Genomic DNA, 20,276 nt, shown 5'->3' on the forward strand with positions numbered 1-20,276 from the left:
TTTTTGCAAAGAAAGACCGCCTATGTTGTAATGGGCTTACTTTGCTGTTACATTTCAATTACGATTAAAATTTATATTGGAGACGACAGGTAAAAGCATTGTCTTTTTTATCGGTTTCATAACCTTTGAGATTAATGCATTTTTCATTATTAACTAATTCATAATAGCCTGTTAAACGGAAATTGGTATTGATTTTCCACTGCAATCCAAAGCCTGTGGTATTGAAAGCCACATCGCCTGCATCGGTATTGTTTTTTCCAATTTCATCACCTTTAGATTTTGTATTTGGGTCGTACCAGTCGTACTTAACAATAGCGGAAACCGGTAACGTTCCAAAATCTTGAACCAACATAACATAACCACCATTAAATTGTCTCATGTAAACATCGTTGGTAGGTAGGGTTGCAGCATTTGGGCTTTTACTGTTTGATTTTGCTCCTGGCTGTGTTCCAAAAAGATATTCAGAAGTAATTTTCGTAAGTCCAATAGTACTATAGGCTGTAAGATATAAATTAAAACCAACATATTCTCTCTTGGCAAATGAGCCTAAATTGCTTGCACTAGAATCAACAGTAAATCCATTGCCTGAATTTTTATAAACAAACTTTTTACCTTGATATACACCACCATTATAATAAGAAACTCCTGCACCCCATTTTATAATATCCTTAATAGAATTATTGATACTTAATTGTCCTATAAAATCTTTGTGGTTATCAATTTCAGATTTAATACCATTACCAGCAAACAGACCCGCATCTAGTTTCAAAATACTCCAAGGGGATGTTTTTGGTGCCTGAAGTGTTACTTTTGCTCCTAAATCACGTTCTTCTGGAAACAAAGTTTGAAAGATGGTAGATCTTTCCGGAGATTCTCTTAAAGAGGAAGAGTAGGATATTTCATAACCAAAAGGTCGGTCAAAAACACCTAAGCTTGCAGAAAGAGAATTTAACCATGGGTCAGTAAGTTTTAAATAGGCATCTTTTAATCCAAGACCTTTTTCGGTCAGGTCAAGTTGAAATACACCTATGCCGATGCCACGTGTGTATGCAAATTTTATTCTTCCCCTTCTGATGCCAACTCTGTTATACGATTTCTCTTTATTCTCGTTGGTGGCACCCACTTTGAGAGAGGCATCTTTTTCGCCATACTGAAACTGTGTTTGGATGTAGCCTGAAACAGAAAGATTTCTTACTTCTTTCAAGGCATCTTCAATTTCATAAATTTTTTGTTCTAAGCCGGATATTGACTGTTCCTGCACCGTTGTAGTGTCGTTTTGTGCAAACAAGATTGTGCCTGATATAATGTATCCGACAGTTAATAATAATTTCTTCATTTTTATTCTTATTAAATTTTATGCAAAGAAATTTGTGTTCTATTTCAACAACATTTCTTCCGGATTACATGTTGGTTAAGATTTGTTTAGTCATAGATGACCATTTGATACCTCTTTGATTTGCTAATATACAAATCATTTAAGCCTAGGAGCCCAATTCAACGGTAGTTTAATAATAAGTTTTCAGGTAAATGCCTATGGTTCTATTTATCAAATTAAATGCAAGTTACATTTTTTAAAAAGTGGTAATAGATTTAAAAGTGAAACAAAGATTTTAAGAAGAGGCAATTTAAGTATTTTTGTGCTTTATTTTAAAGTAGTTTTTTTATAATATGGAGTTTAAAATTTTAGAAAGCAATACTCAGTTGATTGACATTGAAGCAGAGTCAGAAACAAAAAGACAGGTAATCTTTAAGCATAGTACACGCTGTTCTGTAAGTGCATTTGCTAAAAAGGTGTTATTGTCAGAATTTTCTGAGGAATTGGGAGATGAATTTGATGTATATTATCTTGACTTACTTAATAACAGAATGTTAAGTAACACAATTGCCAAAAGATATGAAGTGCAGCATGAATCACCACAAATTTTAATACTTGACAGGGGGAAATGTATTTATCATGCTTCGCATAATGAAGTTTCCCTGTCTGATGCAAAAGCTTCTATTCAGAAATAATTTTTCCATACAAGGTTACTTACAACGGAAGCCCAATAACAACACATCATCAACCTGCTCGTTATTGCCACGCCACTTTTTTAAATAGTCTGAAAAGAAAGTTAATTGCTCTTTCATAGGTAGCTTATGTTTTTCAAAAAACAATTCTTTGAGTTTGCCCGACATGAGCTTTTTATTTTTATCGCCCCCAAATTGATCGGCATAGCCATCAGTAAAAAGATATACAGTACCTGCCTCGTCAAAAGAAATGGTCTGATTGATAAATTCCTGCTGTTGAGAATTGTTATTTCCACCGATAAATATTTTATTTCCCGAAAGCGTTTTAAGTTCATTCCCTGAAACAAATACAAGAGGGCGGCAAGCTCCGGCAAATGTAATTTGCTTTGCACGGCAATTGATGTAGCAAACGGCAATATCCATTCCTTCGGCAGCATGAGTTTCTGTTTGATTGAGTGATCGCGAAACTTCAATGCGTAGCTGATTTAATAATTCAGCAGGTTGCGTAATATTTTTATCTCTAACAAGGTGATTCAAAAGGGATATTCCCAACATACTTAGTAAGGCACCTGCAACACCGTGACCGGTACAATCTGCCACCACTACAATGTGCCCGTCTTCAACAGGCTCTAACCAATAAAAATCTCCGGCAACTATATCTTTAGGTTGATATAACACAAAACTTTCTTTAAAGAAAGAAGAAAATGTTTCTTCAGAAGGCAGAATGGCGCGTTGCAAATAGCTTGCATAATGTATGGAGTCGAGAATCTCTTTGTTTTTTTCTTCTATAAGAACTTTTTGTTGTTGTAGTTCGGCAGTTCGTTGCTGAACCTGTGTTTCGAGAAGTTCGTTTTGCTGAAGTATTAATTTTTCCTTTTCTAAAAGGGCTTCTAATGTTTTTTGTTGTGCTTCGGCTTTTTGAAGTAAGGCATCATCGAGTTTACGGGAGGCTTCAATGCCTTTACGAAGCATTTCCATTTCTAAAATAGTTTTCTTGATGGTAGCTTCAAGGTCTGAAAGGTCAATAGGCTTGGTAATAAAATCAAAAGCACCACGATTCATTGCAGTTCGTATGTTGCTCAGGTCGGCATAAGCAGATACTACAACAGCCTTGGTAAGAATATTGTTTTCTCTTAGTTTTTCAAGCAATGTCAGCCCATCCATCACAGGCATGTTGATGTCAGTAAGCATCAGATCAAAACTGTCATCGTTCTTTAATATCTCTAATGCACTTTTGCCATTAGACACATATTCAAATTCAAATTGATTTTCTTTAATCTGTTTTCTGAATTTTTGTCTGACTAAATCCTCTATGTAAGGCTCGTCATCTACTAATAATATTTTATTTGGCATAAGTTAGGATATTTTTATTCCAATTACTAAAATGTCATCAACCTGATCTTGCACTCCCTTCCACTTAATGAAAGTGTTATATAGATGATTTTTTTGTTCTTTCATTGGGAGATGGTTAATCGTTAAAAGCGTTTCTCTTAAGTTTTTTATCATAAATTTCTTCCCTTTCTCTCCTCCAAATTGATCGGCATAGCCATCAGAAAATAGATAGAGGGCATCTCCGGGTTGTAAGTTTATATGATGCTGAAGGAAACCTTCTGACTTATTGACTTGTTGCCCACCAATAGGCATTTTGGTAGGCTTGAAAGATAAAAACTCTTTATTACGTATCAGCCAAAGTGGACGGTTGGCTCCCGAAAATTGCATATTGCCATTCTTTTTGTCTATGGTACAAAATGCAATATCCATCCCTTCATTCATTTCGCTTTTGCGTTGCTTAAGTGCCGTTATAATACCTTCGTTGAGTTGTTCGAGTATTATGGAGGGTTCAGTAGTGCCTTTTTCATTAATTATCTGATTGATTAATGCGATTCCAATCATACTCATAAATGCTCCTGCCACACCATGTCCGGTACAATCTGCCGCAGCAATCATTACTTTTTCGTCACGTTGTGCAAAACTGTAAAAATCACCACTTACTATGTCTTTAGGCTGGTAGAGGATAAACAAATCAGAGAAACTTTGGTTCATCAGATTGATGTCAGGTAAAATTGCAGCTTGAATTCTTTTAGCGTAGTGCAAACTCTCAGTAACTTCCCGGTTTTTGGTTTCTATCACATTTTTCTGCTGCAATACTTCTGCTGTCCGTTCTTTTACTTCAGACTCAAGCAAAGCCTTTTGGTTTTCGAGGATATGTTTTTTTTCTTGTTCCTGAAGAATGGTTTTTGTGGATAATTCTGTTATTTCATCAATTTGTTTCGTCAAGGTTTTTCCCATTCGTGCAAAATCGCGTGCCAGATACAAGGCTACAGAAAAGGGAAGTCCCAAAATCATACCATATAGCACAATAACAGAATCTGAAATTTCAAATGATATTCCCGCAAAGTTCATATTGTCAGGCAATAAACGTGCAAGAATAAAAAGTATTAGAGGCAGCAAAAAAGCCATGACAAAAACTCTTGCACCATCTCTTTTTTTTCTGACAGATACGATAATCACTCTCAAAATTTCCACAAAGGAAATCATCATTAGCACTCCAATGAGGACATTGGCTGCATTTTTAAATGATGCCAGATAGAGCACAATCATGATGGCATACAAGGTTAATATAAACCACAAAATTTTTCTGAAACGGTTGTAAAATATTGTATGTAGCATTGCTACTATTGGCACTACAATCAAGGGGGCAATAAATTGTAGGGTTTTTGACATGAAGGCAATAGATGCATAGTTTGTAGAGGTTACTAAATGGTAGGTATAAAAAGAAAAAAGAAAAATACCAATACAATACAAGCTATAGTATAAGTTGGTTATTTTTCTTCTGTAATAGAGAAACATGATGAAATGTACCACAGCAAGGGTAAGGAAGATAGCGGAAATAAAAATGTTAAGTGAAAATTTTTTAGAAGTGCTAACGGTATCTTCAATTTCATTATTCAGGTCTTTGAATTTTATGGAGAAGTTTCGTCCTATGTTAAACCCACTGGTTTTAGCACCGGCACGGTGAAAATTAGAATAGCGGATGGCTAAAACATGGTTATGAGGATGAGAAAAAACTACGGCAACAGGTAATGGGTTAGCATTAAAGACAGCATCTTCGTCTATAAGGTTAGTTGCAACAGTTCCATACTTTTTCAGTAGTTTACCATCTAAATAAACCTCGGCAGCTGAACCATAAAGATGCAGTATAAAAGCCAGTGGACGATTTAACAGATGGCTGTCCACATCAAAATGCATGCGATACCAAACTATAGTATTGTAATTAGCATTGTCACGTATGGAGTCGGCTTTTTGTTCCCAGTCGGTATCGTTTAAGTTTTGATTATACCAAGTGGTGTCATCACCAATTTTAAGTTTCCAGTTGTTTTTAAACTCCAGTAGATTCTCAATATTTTCAAAAACACGAATAGCGGAGTCGGCTTGTTCTTGTCTTTGTTCATCATCAGAAAGTAAGTCGTTAAGATTAATTTTAACATTAACTCCCGTATCTTTTTTAGATTTTTCGAGGGTATTGTTGCCCCATGCAGCATGAAAAAGACAACAAAGAAAAAAACAAAAGAAAAACTTTGTAAAAGGATAGCTCATACTGCAAACTTAATTTGCAGTAAAGGTATATAAATTCACAGTAAGGTTTCTGATTTTAATTATTGGATATTCTGATTTAAGTGTAATTTAACAACTGTAATATTTGGTTTTCTACTTCTGCACTATTCCATTTGTTTTCAATATCTGTAATTTTCATTACTTCATTCATGATGTCGTTTTGCCTCTGACCACGAGCCTGTGCTTCATGATATGGAATATGGCTAAACGTAACCATAGTGTAAAGAGGAATCCATTTGTCAGGATGTTTTTCACTGAACCATCCTTCAATTTTTTTACGCAATAAAAATTCAGGCTTACCCACTAAATCACGCATCTCAATAAAATTGTCAACTGCAAGTTCACCAATAGCATCGGCAGCAGGTTTTCTCAACCGTTCGTATTCCAGTATTACTTTCTCCCAATCGTCAGCATGTTGATTGAGCAGATCGTTCAATACACTGCAATCTTCAAAACCACAGTTCATGCCCTGACCATAGAATGGAACAATAGCATGTGCAGCATCACCGATAAGAACTACTTTATTCTTAAAACTCCATGGTGCACACTTAACCGTTACCAACGAACCTGTTGGATTATGAAAAAAATCTTCTTCAAGATCATGTAACAATGGAACAGCATCAGGAAATGTTTTTTGAAAAAAAGCTTTAACTTCTTGTTTGTTGTGAAGCGATTCGAAAGAAGGATTTCCTTTTAAAGGGAAGAAAAGCGTTACTGTAAAAGTTCCATCAAGATTAGGTAGTGCAATGAGCATATATCCACCACGAGGCCAGATATGAAGAGCATTTTTTTCGAGTTGGTGACTGCCATCGGCTTTTGCAACAAACATCAGTTCTTTGTAGCCATGTTGAAGATAACTCTGTGAATAGTTGAACTGATCTGTTGAAAGCTGAAGTTGAAGACGCGAAGCTGCAAAGGCACCATCAGCACCAAAAATCAAATCTGCATGCTGAGAAGATTTCTGATTATTTTCCGAATGCTCAAATTGCATTTCACCTGATGCAAGTGTAATTCCGGTACACCGCTGATTAAAATGAATTTCAACACCACCTGCTTCAGCCAAATCAAGTAGTGTGCAGTTTAAAATTCCTCTGGAAACTGCGTAAATGCCCTGACCGTCTTTCCCATAGGGCTGTGTAGTTATTTTTCCGTCAACACTATGCATTGTGCGGTGTGTCATCGGTATTCCGATTTGACGAATTGCATCGTCAATGCCTACGCCCTGAAGACCTTTCCAACCACGGTCGCTCAATGCAAGGTTAATACTTCTTCCTGCCGGAATTTTTACTTTACGCATATCAGGTCTGCGCTCGTGAAGTGTAACTTTATATCCTCGTTTATTAAGATATAGTGCCAGCAACGAACCCACAAGACCGGCACCTATGATGGAAATTTTTTTCATTGTTGTTATTTATTTAGAAGCAAAGCTTCATGCAGGCATTTGCCGAATTGATAAATGTCGTTAAAGGAATTGTATAGTGGAACAGGAGCAATGCGTAACACTTCAGGTTCACGCCAGTCGGCAATGATTCCTTGCTCTGTCAGGTAACTATGTATTTTTTTACCATTGTGTTTGCATAACATACTCACCTGTGCAGCTCGTTCGTTTTCATTTTCAGGTGTTATCATTATAATATTTTTTTCTGAATTTGTCTTGCCAATAATGTCATTAATGATAAATCGTAAGAAGTCATTCATCAGCCTGCGTTTTTTTATCAGGTTTTGTATTCCTGCTTCGGCAAAAATTTCTAATGAGGCACGCAAAGCAGCCATAGGAAGCACAGGTGCATTACTCAGTTGCCATGCATCGGCACTTTTAACCGGAACAAAATCGTGCGGCATGGTGAAACGTGTTTGTGGGTCGTTTCCCCACCAACCTGCAAACCGAATCAACTCAATGTTGTTACAATGTTTTTGATGAACAAAAGCACCTGCCACACCTCCGGGTCCGGCATTAAGGTACTTGTAGCTGCACCATACTGCAAAATCAACATTCCAGTCGTGAAGATGTAACTCCAGATTTCCTATGCCATGTGCCAGATCGAAGCCAACCAATGATCCTGCAGCGTGTCCTGCTTTTGTGATAGAAGCCATATCAAAAACCTGCCCTGTATAATAATTGGGGTTGCCTAAAAAAACAAGCGCCAGTTCGTTCTGATGTTTAGTTATTGTTGAAAGGATGTCTTCATGTCTGATTGTATATTCTCCGTTGCGCGGATGCAATTCAATAATGGCATCATCAGGATTGAAGCCATGAAATTTCACTTGTGTTTGTAAGGCATACTGGTCGGATGGAAAGGCAGATGATTCACAGATTATTTTAAAACGTTTTGAAGTAGGTTTGTAAAACGACACCAACATGAAATGAATATTGGCAGTGAGCGAATTCATTACCACAGTTTCTGACGACAGTGAGCCTGCAATAAGTGCCATGTTATCTCTCAGAAATTCGTGATAGGGATACCATGGGTTTTTTGCCTGAAAATGTCCTTCAACACCAAAATCTTTCCAGTCATTTAACTCCTGTAAAACATATTCGCGTGTTTGTTTTGGTTGAAGTCCTAGCGAGTTTCCACAGAAATAGATGACATCTTTATCCTGATGCTTCGGAAAAAGAAATTTCTGCCGGAATGATTTTAAATTATCCTGCTCATCAAGTTGGGCAGCAAAATCATTTGAATTGATAAATTGCATGTGTGTAATTTAAATGCAAATAAACAAAAAACATTTTCGAATGACAGGCTATCTGCTCAGGCAATTTAATAATAAATAAATTATAACTTGTGTTTTAATGCTTAGCGACTCAAGAATGCATTAACCAAAGTTTCGGCTTTAATACACGATTGTTCAAAATAGTCATTGATAATTATATTATCGAAACGATTTTCGTACGATAATTCTTTGATAGATTTATTAAGGCGAATTTCAAGTGACTCTGCTGTTTCGGTATTACGTGCAATCAGCCGCTCACGAAGATTTTCTATTGAAGGTGGACGAATGAATACGGCAAGCAGGTTGTTGCCGAAATGTTGTTTTATCTTTAATCCTCCTTCAACGTCAACATCAAAAACAACAGAACAGTTTATAGCTTCAATGCGTTCAACTTCTGATTTTAAAGTACCATAATACCGACCTTCATAAACTTGTTCCCATTCAACAAAATGATCCTGTTCAATATGATTACGAAAGTTTTCAATCGTCATAAAATAATAGTCTTGACCTTCTGTTTCATGTGCACGTTTTGGTCGTGTAGTTGCAGAAATACTGAACTGCATGAAACTATATTTTGTTAACAGATGTTGAACAATGCTTGTTTTGCCACTACCGCTTGGACCACAGAAAAGAAAATGCTTTCTCATAAAATATTTGAGAGTTGTTCTTTTATTTTTTCTGCTTCATCTTTCATCTCAACAACTTTCCGTTGTATGTCTGCATCATTGGCTTTGCTGCCAATAGTATTTATTTCACGACCTATTTCCTGCATGAGGAAGCCTAACTTTTTACCATTATTGTTTTCATCATTCAGCATAGATAAGAAATAGCGGCAATGTTCTGCAAGTCTTACTTTTTCTTCAGTGATGTCTAATTTTTCGAGATAATAAATCAACTCTTGTTCAAAACGGTTTTTGTCCGTCTCGATATTTCCTCCAAGAGCTTTTAATGAATTGATTAGTTTACTACGCACAGTGTTTATCCGCCCTTCTTCAAAAGGAGTTATTTGTTCAAGTAATTGTAAAATCAAGTTCATCCGTAGCGAAATATCCTGTTGCAGATTCTGCCCTTCACGCTGACGGAACAGATTAAATTTTTCTATTGCCTGACTGATCAGGGAAGAAATATATTTCCATTCATTTTCATCAGCTTCATCAGAATCGGTGTTTACCACCTGTGGCATTTGCATCACTATTTGCAATAGATTGTCATCTGGCAATGAAAATTCTTTTTTAACTGCTTTTAAATCGGTCAGTAATGACTTTATTATTTCACGATTGAGCAGATTTTCCTGTTGCGAAAGATCGGACTCCATCGTAATCATCACATCCATCTTTCCTCTTTCAGCTTCTTTTAAAAACAAACTGCGCAAGTCCATTTCTTTATCCTTGTATGGATGCGGCAAGCGTAAATTCAGGTCAAAAAATTTACTGTTAAGAGATTTTATCTCTACGGAAATGGTCTTACTCTTATAGTCACCGGTGGCTTTTCCATAGCCTGTCATGGAACGAATCATTCTTCACAAAATTTTGGCTAAAGTAATCAGAATGATAACAGCAACATCAGCTATTCTCAGTATTATTTAAACCGGCTATTTTTTGCTTGCTTACTAAATAGACACCTGCAAAAATCAAAACAGCAGAAGCCAGATGCAGCCAGCCAGGACTGGCTTCGCCAAGAGCAATAGAAATAAGTGTAGCAAACACAGGCTGAAAGTAAATGTAGATACTCACTACCGAAGGACTAAGATGACGCAGCGCAAATACATTCATCAGATAAGCAACAAAAGTTACAGCTACAACAACAAAAAGAATACATAGCCATAAATTTAGTGACAGGGTGCTCCAGGCTACTTCCGTTACTTCATGATATCCAAAGGGCAAAACCATTAGTGCACCAAAAAAGAATGTCCATTTCATCACGGTTATTGGATGATAGTGCAGCATGAGAGGTTTTACCAGAATAATGAATATGGCAAACGAAACAGAGTTTAAGAAAATGTAAAGATCACCCTCTGTGTTTCCTCCCTGCAAGTTGAAGTTCTTACCCAAAAGAATTAACAGCATAGCACCGGCAATACCAATGGTTATTCCAACATATTTTATCCATCCCACAGGCTCTTTAAGAATTATGGCTGCCATCAATAAGACCAACACAGGGTTAGTTGTCATAATTAACGCCCCATTTATTGGTGATGTGAGGGAAAGCCCTTTAAAAAAGAGTAGTTGGTTTATGGCAACACCAAAGAGGGCACAAAGCAAAATAGTGTTTCGGTCTTTCTTTTTTATTTTTTCTGAAGGGATTAAAAATGCTGCAAGAAAAAATAAGACTGTTGCAGGAATTACTCTGATGACAATAAATCCAAAAGGTTTAATAAATTCAGGCATCACCTGTTTAGCAATGCTGAAGTTGGCTGCATAAAGCAGGTTAACAAACAAAACGGAAAGGTGAGCGCGTGTAGTGGCTTTCAAGCCTTAGTGGTTTTTATTTTTTTTTCTGCATTGCAGCTTTGGCTGCCGCAACTGTTTTTGGAGCATTTCCAACAAAAATTTCTTTGTCTATGATGATAACCGGCCGCTTCAAAAATGTATATTCTTCAAGAATATATTTTTTGTAATCTTTTTCTGTTAGTTTTAATTGATTGAGTCCTAAAGAACGGTATTTCATAGCTATTTTGCTAAACAATGCTTCATAGCTACCTGTAAGTTTTTGCATGGCATCAAGTTGTTGTTCTGTGATAGGTTCACTTTTAATATCCTGTACAATAATTTCAGCACCGGGTTTCAGCTCTTTTAATATACGCTGGCAAGTGGTGCAGTTGGCAAGATGATATATTTTTTTCATTCAACTTTATGGTGTAAAATCATTTTGCAAAGAACATCAAAAAACCTCAGATTCTTGTGTTCCTTACTTTATGTTTACCATCTCCGGCAATCTGTTTTATCATGTTGCGGAAAATAAAAAAATGAAAAGGTAACATGGCATACCAGTAATTCCGACCCATAATACCTCTTGGCCTGAATGTGGCAGTTTGTTTCAGAATACAACGGTTGTTGTTGTGAATGATAGAAAATTCTAACCATGCTTCACCCGGAAGTTTCATTTCGGCAAATAGTAAAAGCCTGTAATTTTTTCTGTCAACCAGCAGTACACGCCAAAAGTCGAGACTGTCACCCGGTTCAATATCTACATCACTTCTTCGTCCACGACTCATACCAACACCACCAATGAGTTTGTCAATTATTCCACGCATTCTCCAAAGTGTATCTGCATAGTACCATCCATTTTGACCACCAATATTAAAAAAGCGGCTGGCCACTTCTTCGGCTTTGTCTTTGTCAATTTCAATCCACTTGCGGTCTTTATAACATCCATTTGATGGAACTTCAATATGTTGGTTAACATCTAAACGACTTAAACTGCTGGATGCCGAATCTGTCCAGCTAGAAATAACCATGTTTTGTTCTATCCTTGCAAAGGCCATTTGTATTGCTTCGCGATAGGTGTACAACTCTTGAGGAATTACATCGCGAACAGAAGTTTCTTTACACACTACATCATTTTTCATACTCTGAACTAAAAGCTTTGCAATGGTGTAGTTGGCCGGTGTAGAAAAATAAATCCATGTTGCAGATAATCCCATGAAGCCAAAAGGCAGCGTTATGATTAACCTTCTGTATCCTCTTTCTGCTGCATATTCAAGCAACATTTTACGGTATGTGAGTACATCTGGTCCTCCTATTTCAAAAACTCTGTTAAAGGCTTTTTCATTCATCAGAGAAAGGTGCAGGTAATTCATCACATTGCGGATGGCTATTGGCTGACATTTTGATTTTAACCATCGCGGCACAATCATAACAGGTATTTTTTCTGTTAACCCTCTGATAATTTCAAATGAAATACTACCGGAACCTACTATAATACCCGCTTCAAAAATAGTGTAGGCAATACCTGAGTTTATAAAAACGTCTGTCACTCCCTTGCGTGCTGTCAGGTGTTTAGAAAGATTTTCTTCATTGCTGATGCCGCTCAGGTAAATGATTTGTTTAACCTGTGTGAGGGTGGCTACCAACACAAAACATCCGGCACAACGCAACTCATATTCTTTGAGAGTTGTTGCTGTATCACCTAAAGAGTGAATCAGGTAATATGCAGCATCAAAATTTTTGTTGTTAAAATGCTGAATGGCATTTTCCGGTTCCAGAAAATCATATTCAATAATATGTATTTTATCGAGCAGGTCGGGCGATGGTTTAAATCGCAGTGCATCTCTTACTACACAGGTAACATCATGACCTGCTTCTACCAATACAGGCAGTAGCCGCATACCAATATATCCGTTTGCTCCTGTAAGTAATATACGCATTTTTTACTTGAGGTTTTGTAATTATTCAGTCCTTGCAAACATAGCAGGATATTTGATTTCATGAAATGATATTTATTAGTAATTTTTAAGTTGTAGAAATCCTTTTTAGAGATGGGATTGAATAGAAATGAATTTTCTATCTTTGAATCTTAAATTTTCGTAAATGGCAAAGAGAACAGTAAAACAAAACACCAGGTTGAAATTTGATACGACATGGCAATATTCTTCAGCACCTGAAACGCCAGATCACATTGTGTTGGCCGACAAATACGATCTTTTTATCAATGGTAAGTTTGTTGCACCACAGAGTAAAAAATATTTTGACACCATCAATCCTGCAAAAGAAACACGCATTGCATCTGTTGCCGAAGCATCACAGGCCGATGTGGATTCGGCAGTTAAGGCAGCCCGAACAGCGTATGAAAAAGTATGGAGTAAAATGCCGGCACGCGAAAGAGGAAAATATATTTACCGCATAGCGCGCATTATGCAGGAGCGTGCCCGCGAACTTGCCATTATTGAAAGTTTAGATGGCGGAAAGCCTATTCGTGAAAGCAGAGATATTGATGTGCCTTTGGCTGCCGCACACTTTTTTTATTATGCAGGATGGGCAGATAAACTTGATTATGCATTGCCGGGAATGGCAGCACGACCTTTAGGTGTTGCCGGACAAATTATTCCATGGAATTTTCCATTATTAATGGCAGCATGGAAGATTGCACCTGCACTTGCCTGTGGCAATACTGTTGTACTGAAACCTGCTGAAACCACTCCGCTTACTGCATTAAAACTAGCAGAGATTTTCAGAGATGCAGACCTGCCTCCGGGTGTAGTAAATATTATTACTGGAGCCGGTTCAACAGGTGCTGCCATTGTTAATCACCCGGGAATTGATAAGGTTGCTTTTACAGGCTCAACAGATGTAGGGAAAATTATTCAGAAAGCATTAGCAGGAACAACAAAAAAATATACTCTAGAACTGGGAGGTAAGGCAGCTAATATCATTTTTGAAGATGCTGCCATTGATCAGGCCGTTGAAGGTATTGTTAACGGAATATTTTTTAATCAAGGCCATGTTTGTTGTGCAGGTTCACGATTGTTTGTTCAGGAAAGTGTTGCCAACGAAGTTGTACGTAAACTCAAAGACCGTATGGAAACACTCATCATTGGCGACCCATTAGATAAAAATACAGACATAGGCGCTATCAACTCACGCGAGCAATTGAATAAAATAAAAGCATTGGTTAAAGTTGGTGTTAACGAAGGTGGCGATTGCTATCAGTCACCATGTACATTGCCATCAAAAGGTTTTTGGTTTAAGCCTACAATTTTTACCGGTGTTGCACAGTCAAGTAGAATTGTTCAGGAAGAAATTTTTGGACCGGTACTGTCTATTCAAACTTTCAGAACGGTAGAAGAAGCCATTGAAAAAGCTAACAATACTCCTTATGGATTAAGTGGAGGTGTGTGGTCTGATAAAGGCAGTAAAGTATTTAAAGTTACTTCAAAAATTAAAGCCGGTGTGTTATGGGCCAACACCTATAATAAATTTGACCCTACTTCTCCATTTGGAGGATTTAAAGAAAGCGGCATGGGTCGCGAAGGTGGCATGCATGGACTTAATGCCTATTTAAAATAATTTTAGCACAATTGTATTATGGAGACGAAACAAAAAGAAAAAGAAAAAAAAGTTGCTGTTGGACTTAATGGTCATAGTCATCATGCCGAAACCGAAGTAAGGTTAGCTGTACAAAAAACATATAAGCTTTACATTGACGGTAAATTTCCTCGAACAGAGAGTGGAAGATATTATAAGCTTAATGATAAAAACGGAAAGGTTATCGCTAATATTTGCCGTGCATCAAGAAAAGATTTCAGAGATGCTGTAGTTGTTGCACGTAAAGCGCAAGGCGACTGGCAAAAAAAATCGGCCTTTAACAAGGGTCAGATTTTGTATCGTATTGCAGAAACTCTGGAAACACGCAGACAACAGTTTGTGTCAGCCCTAGGTCTGCAAGGTGTGAGCGAAGCGGCAGCGCAGAAAGAAGTGAGTGCAGCAGTAGATATGCTTGTTTATTATGCCGGATGGTCTGATAAATACCAGCAGGTTTTTTCAAGTGTAAATCCTGTGGAGTCATCACACTTCAATTTTTCTTTTCCTGAACCAACAGGTGTTGTTGCAGCAATTGAATCACAGCAGCAAGGCTTACTAAACCTGGTTTCACTTATGGCACCTGCTCTTGCAGGAGGAAATTCAATAATTATTTTGGCAGCAGAAAAATTTCCACTCACTGCAATTGATTTTGCCGAAGTACTGAATGCAAGCGATGTGCCCGGTGGTGTTGTAAATATTCTTACGGGCTTTAGTAAAGAGTTGCATTCACACTTTTCGTCACACATGGATGTTAATGCTATTGTTTATGCAGGCGATGACAGTACGGAATTAAAGACCATTCAGACCAATGCAGCTGGTAATGTTAAAAGGGTAGTTGTAGTCAGGAATATTGCCGAAGAAAGTCCATACCGTATCATGGAACTTCAGGAAGTAAAAACGACCTGGCATCCTGTAGGAATTTAAGTCAATAAATATTTCTTCCACTAATCATTAATGCAATTTCAATATCCAAGAAGTTTTTACAGATGGATATATGAAATTTAAATACCGGTATTTACATTCATAGTGAAATGACAGCCTTTATGATAAGGGCGTTATTATTTAATCTTTACAGGTATTCTATTTGGTGCAGTTTGCAGCCTCCTCTACGGAAACAAAATCCCCGGAAACGAATTTGCATCTGTTTGAGGAATGCGTGTTTGATATTTTTCGTTAATGGCTTTAATAAATTCATTGGCAATAAGCGCACTGCCTCTGCCTGTAGGTGTAATACCGTCAAGTGAAAAAAACTGTCCTTTAAGAAACTCACTGCTGTAAGCAACACCATTATGAGAATAGCCACTGCTTATTTTTTTAAAGAAAGCATACATGTCCACATAGGCTAAATTGTTTTCATCAGCTTTTGTTTTCAGATAGTTGTTGTAGCCTGTAATGGTGTTCCTCAGTGTATTGATTTCTGAAGCAGTGAGTACAAATCTGTTACCTAATGGTTTTTGTGTATTGCTACCCCAGCCTGCACAGTTTATACTATCAAGTGTAACCGGTAACAGTACTAACTCACCCGGCTTCATTTGTCTTTTTCCGGAAGCTGCCAAAGGGTCAGAAATTACCAATGGATTGTTGCCTGCTTGAAAAGTTATTGGAGGATTGTTTGAGGCATAAAGTGCATTAAGATCCTGTGCCTGCTGCTCTGTTAGTACCAAAGCATTGTATGCTATAGATGTAAAATATGGAAGATCGAGTAAGTCAGGAATATTTGCAACTACACCTTTGCGGTTGCCGGCAATGAGTGAGGTAAGTGCATTATTGATATTATTTTGAAAATTAGCTAATGGAGTAATTGTGGCCAATGATTGATTGCTACCTGCCATTGCACAGTCATAAATATCATTAAAACCAACCCAGAAAGAAAAAAAAGTCGGTAATTGTCTAACAGCATCTGAAAGTACTGTTGAAGTTTCAGGATTGGTAGCAAATCGAGAATAATATGGATTTTTAGAAAGCAGTAAATCCGGAGAACCAAAATTTGCATTGTCCAGATCAGATGATTTCATTCCCGGCACGCCCATATTGTTGAATGGTACATTACTGCCAATATAAGATTCTACTGCGGCAATGTCAGTTACGTTGGATGAGAATGTAGAAAATCCCGGAGCTGCACCACATGCTGTGCCATATTGAAGTTTCAGCTGTGGTATATAGGTCTGAAGAAAAAAGTTAAACCCTGCACCATCATTTCCGCTAACCAGTGGTTGCAGGAACTCGCCTCCGCCAACTTTCTTCAGTTGTCCGGCAAGAATAGCTGCAAAACTATTTTGTTGCCCAAGGTCGAACAGTGCATTATTCTGATAGCCTGCTGTGTAAGAACTGCCAATAGCAACATACTTCGAAAAGTCAATACTGTTGTTGTCGAACTTTATCTCTTTCAACTCTGGTTTGCAACCGGCAACTATTAAAACTGCAAGAAGTAAACTTTTCAGAAGATGGTTATTATTCATGTTTTTTATTGTGGTTTATTATTTAATTAAAATGAATAATTGATGCCAACACCAAAACAATGCGAAAGTGAATTGAATGCACCATTCAATCCGGTATCTTTATTTACCCCTTCACGCTCGGCCTTGGTTTCAAAATTATATGAACCTTCAATAACAAAAGCTTTACTCACATTAAACGATGCACCAATACCAAAAACATATCTGTCACCATCAGGCATGTCAGGGGTCATGTAGTTTTCTTTTACCGGAGTCTGATCAAAGGCAATACCTGCACGGCCTGTAACCTTATTACTTATTTTATACATTGCCCCTAAACGAAGTGTTAATGCATCTCTGTATTTACGAGACTGACGAAATTCTTCATTGAGTGTTGCGTTTGATGCATCAAATTCATAGTTTAGAGAATCGAATGAAGACCAACTGTTGAGGTTGGTTTCAAAATTCAGCTTTAATCCTTTAAAAACTTCATAGCTGAAACCTATTGACAAAACCGAAGGTAGCGGCATTTCTGCATCGGCATTTGTTGAGGATGGATATTGATCAACCAGCGAAGCAGGAATATTACTAAAGGTAACATCAGTGTTTTTAAAATTGAGTTTAACTTTTGATCGGTAGGTAAGTGCAGCGGTTAATTTTTTATTGATAGCATAATTTATTCCTGCATTAAAACCGAAACCGGTTGCCTTACTTTCAAATTGTACATCTGCTCCATCGGCAACTATCAACGCTCGATTCCATTTATGGTTAGCACTGGCAAAAACAAAGCCTGCACCGACACCTAATTTTTCAGAAAATTTATACGATAAAGTAGGTTGAATAAATAGCGTGTTCAGCTTAGATGACAATACGATATATCGCCCTTCCCAATCGCTTCTCCAGGTTGTATTGTACCCAAACGGTGTATTCACAACAATACCGGCAGCCATTTTATCAGATAACTTTATGGTGCCACCAACATAAAAAGGCAACATATTTTTTGATTCAGTACGATTTACCAATCCACTGTTATTACTACGGAAAGCTATTCTCGACTGCGAATAAGAAACGCCACCAAAAACATTGCTTTTCTCAAGAAAAACCATGCCACCGGGGTTGTAAAATATGACTGAACCATCAGTTTGCAATGCAGTCACCGCACCGGCCATACCGGCTGAACTATGGCTTTGTGGTAACATTTGAAATCCACCACCTGATACATGAAGACTACAGAGAAGAATCAGAATTAAAAAAGCTGAAATAAAATTTTTCATATTAATTTTAACGCAAACAAAAATAGCAACATCAAGTTTAGTAAACAAAGATATACATAACGATGACAATTTGTTGTTAACATTGCTTTGTTGGTCGCTTATTCATGAAAATGTTTATACTGCAATAATAAAAAATTGAAATTTTTATATTAAAATTGCACTGTAATTGCAACGCATTTTTTTCATCAACCAAAATCATTTTACATGTTAGTTAAAAAGTTATTTCTGATATTATTTTCTGTAACAACAACTTTATCCTGTATTGCATCTGTTGGTGACACTACATTTGTAAGTTCTCATACCAATGACACTGTAGTAACCAATCCCGGCACAGGAAGCAATGGTTATGCAAAATGGGCAGTTTTTCCTTCTGCCTCCACCAACTATCGCAAGATAATTTTAACCTTATCGCACAGATGTCCAAGTCCAATGGCATGTGGTGAGTGGGATTATCTTGATTACATTTACATCAGACGTACAGGAGGCCAGAACAACCCATCTCAGGATATTGAACTGGCACGTTACATTACTCCCTACGGAAACACATTCAATTCTACATTCAAATCATCATGGACTCTTGATGTAACAGATTTTGCATCTTTCCTTCACGATTCAGTAGAAATAGAATATATACACACCGGCTACGAAACGAATGTTGGTCGCGGATGGCTTGTTAGTGTTGATTTTGCCTTGATAGAAGGTACACCGGTAATGAATCCTATTGCATTTAAAAGATTGTGGCATGGTAGTTTTCCGTATGGTAATGCTTCCAATCCGATAGAAAATTTTCTAGGTGCCGACACCGTGACGCTTAATTTTAATACAGCAAATCTAAGATTGAAGGTTACACAGTCCGGGCATGGAGCAGATGCTAATTACTGTGCAGAGTTTTGCTCAAAGACCAGAACAATTTATTTTGATAATTCATTGGTTGATACCAAACAGGTTTGGCGTTTGTGTGGAACAAATCCTATTTATCCGCAAGGAGGCACATGGGTTTATGACAGAGCCAACTGGTGCCCCGGCAATTGGGTCTATCCATCAGTAAACAATTTTGCTGTTGCAGGAGGAAGCACGCATATCGTTGACATGAATATGCAAAGCTACAATGTGTCCAGTCCTTCAGCAAATTATGTCATTGAAGGACAACTTTTCGAATTTGGCCCATTAAACAATAGCATAGATGCAGCCATTGATGAAATCCTTGCACCTACAGATAAGTTTGAATTTTCAAGAAGCAACCCTACTTGCAACAATCCTAAAATAAGAATAAAAAATAATGGCTCTTCCACAATAACATCTGCAACAATAAAATATGGTTTACTTGGTGAACCCGAAAGTACTTTCAACTGGACAGGCTCATTAAACACTTTTGCTACAGCAGATGTTGATTTACCGGGATTAATCAGCTATACAAGTGGAAACAGAATTTTTAAAGCTTATATTGCTGACGTAAACAATACAGCAGATCAGTATGTTTATGACGATACAGCCTATTCCAATGCCAATGTTCCTGAGGTTATGGATACGGTGTTTATTCTGCTTGTAAAGACAAATAATTATCCCAATGAAAATGGTTATACACTGTACGATGAAAATAATAATATCATTGTGCAACGACTTGCCGGATCATTGGCAGTAAATACAATTTATCGTGACACCATTCATGCAACCCCGGGCTGCTATCGTTATGAAATAACAGACAGTGGTGATGATGGTTTATATTGGTGGGCAAACGCTGCACAGGGAACAGGTTATCATCGGATTCTACGAATGAATAATAGCATTGCAAGAAATTTTGAAAGAGATTTTGGTTCGCGCTACAGCTATCGTTTTGTATCATCTCCGGGTGCTGTAGTTGGCATTAACAGTCAAGAACGTTATGCCGATATAGTTGTTTATCCAAATCCAACCAAAGGTATCATCAATGCCGATATTACTTTAACTTCGGCAAGTCCGTTAGAGGTATCGGTTTATAATCCTTTAGGACAACGTATAGCAGTTCAAAGCAGAAATAATTTTAATTCAGGTATTATTTCTTTTGATTTCGAAAAACAGCCTAAAGGAATATATTTAGTAAAGGTAGTTGCCAACGATCAGGTTAAAGTACAACGAGTTGTGTTGGAATAATCAGTAAAGAAATTTAAAATTACAGCAGGTAGTTTTATATTAAAAATGCCTGCTGTAACTTTTTGTAACTGGCCAGCGTCATA

Annotated in this window: 16 protein-coding genes; 4 read left to right on the forward strand and 12 right to left on the reverse strand. The window is 37.3% G+C overall.

Annotated features, from left to right (window positions below):
• Positions 1 to 64 precede the first annotated feature (64 nt).
• A complete protein-coding gene (locus V9G42_04125) occupies positions 65 to 1,336 on the reverse strand; it encodes a hypothetical protein (GenBank protein MEI2758607.1) in 1,272 nt (423 codons plus the stop codon).
• Between the two features lie 332 nt (positions 1,337 to 1,668).
• Here V9G42_04125 and ytxJ point away from each other — a divergent pair, with 332 nt between their 5' ends.
• On the forward strand, positions 1,669 to 2,010 hold the full coding sequence (ytxJ, locus tag V9G42_04130) for a bacillithiol system redox-active protein YtxJ (protein MEI2758608.1): 342 nt from the start codon (positions 1,669 to 1,671) through the stop codon (positions 2,008 to 2,010).
• Between the two features lie 15 nt (positions 2,011 to 2,025).
• Here the strand turns inward: ytxJ and V9G42_04135 are convergent, their stop codons facing one another.
• The 9 genes from V9G42_04135 to V9G42_04175 form a co-directional block, all read right to left on the reverse strand.
• Entirely contained in the window at positions 2,026 to 3,360 is a 1,335-nt protein-coding gene (locus V9G42_04135) for a response regulator (protein ID MEI2758609.1), read from the reverse strand.
• 3 nt (positions 3,361 to 3,363) lie between these two features.
• Positions 3,364 to 5,604, reverse strand: coding sequence for a SpoIIE family protein phosphatase (locus tag V9G42_04140; protein ID MEI2758610.1), 2,241 nt, complete (start codon positions 5,602 to 5,604; stop codon positions 3,364 to 3,366).
• A 76-nt stretch (positions 5,605 to 5,680) separates the two neighbouring features.
• Complete coding sequence (locus V9G42_04145) at positions 5,681 to 7,033, reverse strand: NAD(P)/FAD-dependent oxidoreductase (protein MEI2758611.1); 1,353 nt, start codon at positions 7,031 to 7,033, stop codon at positions 5,681 to 5,683.
• Positions 7,030 to 8,316: a kynureninase gene (gene kynU, locus V9G42_04150; protein ID MEI2758612.1), complete on the reverse strand. Its 1,287-nt coding sequence runs from the start codon at positions 8,314 to 8,316 to the stop codon at positions 7,030 to 7,032. The genes V9G42_04145 and kynU overlap by 4 nt, the downstream gene beginning before the upstream one ends.
• A 101-nt stretch (positions 8,317 to 8,417) precedes the next feature.
• The gene (gene gmk, locus V9G42_04155) at positions 8,418 to 8,981 is read right to left on the reverse strand and encodes a guanylate kinase (protein MEI2758613.1); all 564 of its coding nucleotides are present in this window, start codon (positions 8,979 to 8,981) and stop codon (positions 8,418 to 8,420) included.
• Positions 8,978 to 9,850: a YicC/YloC family endoribonuclease gene (locus V9G42_04160; GenBank protein ID MEI2758614.1), complete on the reverse strand. Its 873-nt coding sequence runs from the start codon at positions 9,848 to 9,850 to the stop codon at positions 8,978 to 8,980. Before V9G42_04160 ends, gmk begins: the two co-directional genes overlap by 4 nt.
• A gap of 46 nt (positions 9,851 to 9,896) precedes the next feature.
• Positions 9,897 to 10,805 (reverse strand): DMT family transporter, encoded by a 909-nt coding sequence (locus V9G42_04165; protein ID MEI2758615.1) that lies wholly within the window; start codon positions 10,803 to 10,805, stop codon positions 9,897 to 9,899.
• 13 nt (positions 10,806 to 10,818) lie between these two features.
• Positions 10,819 to 11,178, reverse strand: a complete 360-nt coding sequence (locus V9G42_04170; protein ID MEI2758616.1) for an ArsC/Spx/MgsR family protein — start codon at positions 11,176 to 11,178, stop codon at positions 10,819 to 10,821.
• A 46-nt stretch (positions 11,179 to 11,224) separates the two neighbouring features.
• Positions 11,225 to 12,700, reverse strand: a complete 1,476-nt coding sequence (locus tag V9G42_04175) for an SDR family oxidoreductase (protein MEI2758617.1) — start codon at positions 12,698 to 12,700, stop codon at positions 11,225 to 11,227.
• Between the two features lie 163 nt (positions 12,701 to 12,863).
• Here V9G42_04175 and V9G42_04180 point away from each other — a divergent pair, with 163 nt between their 5' ends.
• On the forward strand, positions 12,864 to 14,339 hold the full coding sequence (locus V9G42_04180; GenBank protein MEI2758618.1) for an aldehyde dehydrogenase family protein: 1,476 nt from the start codon (positions 12,864 to 12,866) through the stop codon (positions 14,337 to 14,339).
• 18 nt (positions 14,340 to 14,357) lie between these two features.
• Positions 14,358 to 15,278: an aldehyde dehydrogenase family protein gene (locus V9G42_04185; protein MEI2758619.1), complete on the forward strand. Its 921-nt coding sequence runs from the start codon at positions 14,358 to 14,360 to the stop codon at positions 15,276 to 15,278.
• Positions 15,279 to 15,460: 182 nt separating this feature from the next.
• On the opposite strand, the gene V9G42_04190 is transcribed toward V9G42_04185, so the two are convergent.
• Positions 15,461 to 16,813 (reverse strand): SGNH/GDSL hydrolase family protein, encoded by a 1,353-nt coding sequence (locus tag V9G42_04190; protein ID MEI2758620.1) that lies wholly within the window; start codon positions 16,811 to 16,813, stop codon positions 15,461 to 15,463.
• 26 nt (positions 16,814 to 16,839) lie between these two features.
• The gene (locus V9G42_04195) at positions 16,840 to 18,063 is read right to left on the reverse strand and encodes an outer membrane protein transport protein (GenBank protein ID MEI2758621.1); all 1,224 of its coding nucleotides are present in this window, start codon (positions 18,061 to 18,063) and stop codon (positions 16,840 to 16,842) included.
• A gap of 204 nt (positions 18,064 to 18,267) precedes the next feature.
• Here V9G42_04195 and V9G42_04200 point away from each other — a divergent pair, with 204 nt between their 5' ends.
• The gene (locus V9G42_04200; protein MEI2758622.1) at positions 18,268 to 20,193 is read left to right on the forward strand and encodes a peptide-N-glycosidase F-related protein; all 1,926 of its coding nucleotides are present in this window, start codon (positions 18,268 to 18,270) and stop codon (positions 20,191 to 20,193) included.
• Positions 20,194 to 20,276: the final 83 nt, after the last annotated feature.

This window comes from Bacteroidia bacterium (assembly GCA_037045145.1).
In the GTDB taxonomy this organism is placed as follows: Bacteria; Bacteroidota; Bacteroidia; order AKYH767-A; family OLB10; genus OLB10.

Bases quoted from the DNA above. Each gene is read 5' to 3' on its own strand.
- V9G42_04125 (MEI2758607.1), bottom strand. From the start codon at position 1,336: ATGAAGAAATTATTATTAACTGTCGGATACATTATATCAGGCACAATC.
- V9G42_04175 (MEI2758617.1), bottom strand. From the start codon at position 12,700: ATGCGTATATTACTTACAGGAGCAAACGGATATATTGGTATGCGGCTA.
- V9G42_04140 (MEI2758610.1), bottom strand. From the start codon at position 5,604: ATGAGCTATCCTTTTACAAAGTTTTTCTTTTGTTTTTTTCTTTGTTGT.
- V9G42_04185 (MEI2758619.1), top strand. From the start codon at position 14,358: ATGGAGACGAAACAAAAAGAAAAAGAAAAAAAAGTTGCTGTTGGACTT.
- kynU (MEI2758612.1), bottom strand. From the start codon at position 8,316: ATGCAATTTATCAATTCAAATGATTTTGCTGCCCAACTTGATGAGCAG.
- gmk (MEI2758613.1), bottom strand. From the start codon at position 8,981: ATGAGAAAGCATTTTCTTTTCTGTGGTCCAAGCGGTAGTGGCAAAACA.
- V9G42_04195 (MEI2758621.1), bottom strand. From the start codon at position 18,063: ATGAAAAATTTTATTTCAGCTTTTTTAATTCTGATTCTTCTCTGTAGT.
- V9G42_04170 (MEI2758616.1), bottom strand. From the start codon at position 11,178: ATGAAAAAAATATATCATCTTGCCAACTGCACCACTTGCCAGCGTATA.
- V9G42_04180 (MEI2758618.1), top strand. From the start codon at position 12,864: ATGGCAAAGAGAACAGTAAAACAAAACACCAGGTTGAAATTTGATACG.
- V9G42_04135 (MEI2758609.1), bottom strand. From the start codon at position 3,360: ATGCCAAATAAAATATTATTAGTAGATGACGAGCCTTACATAGAGGAT.
- V9G42_04190 (MEI2758620.1), bottom strand. From the start codon at position 16,813: ATGAATAATAACCATCTTCTGAAAAGTTTACTTCTTGCAGTTTTAATA.
- V9G42_04160 (MEI2758614.1), bottom strand. From the start codon at position 9,850: ATGATTCGTTCCATGACAGGCTATGGAAAAGCCACCGGTGACTATAAG.
- ytxJ (MEI2758608.1), top strand. From the start codon at position 1,669: ATGGAGTTTAAAATTTTAGAAAGCAATACTCAGTTGATTGACATTGAA.
- V9G42_04200 (MEI2758622.1), top strand. From the start codon at position 18,268: ATGTTAGTTAAAAAGTTATTTCTGATATTATTTTCTGTAACAACAACT.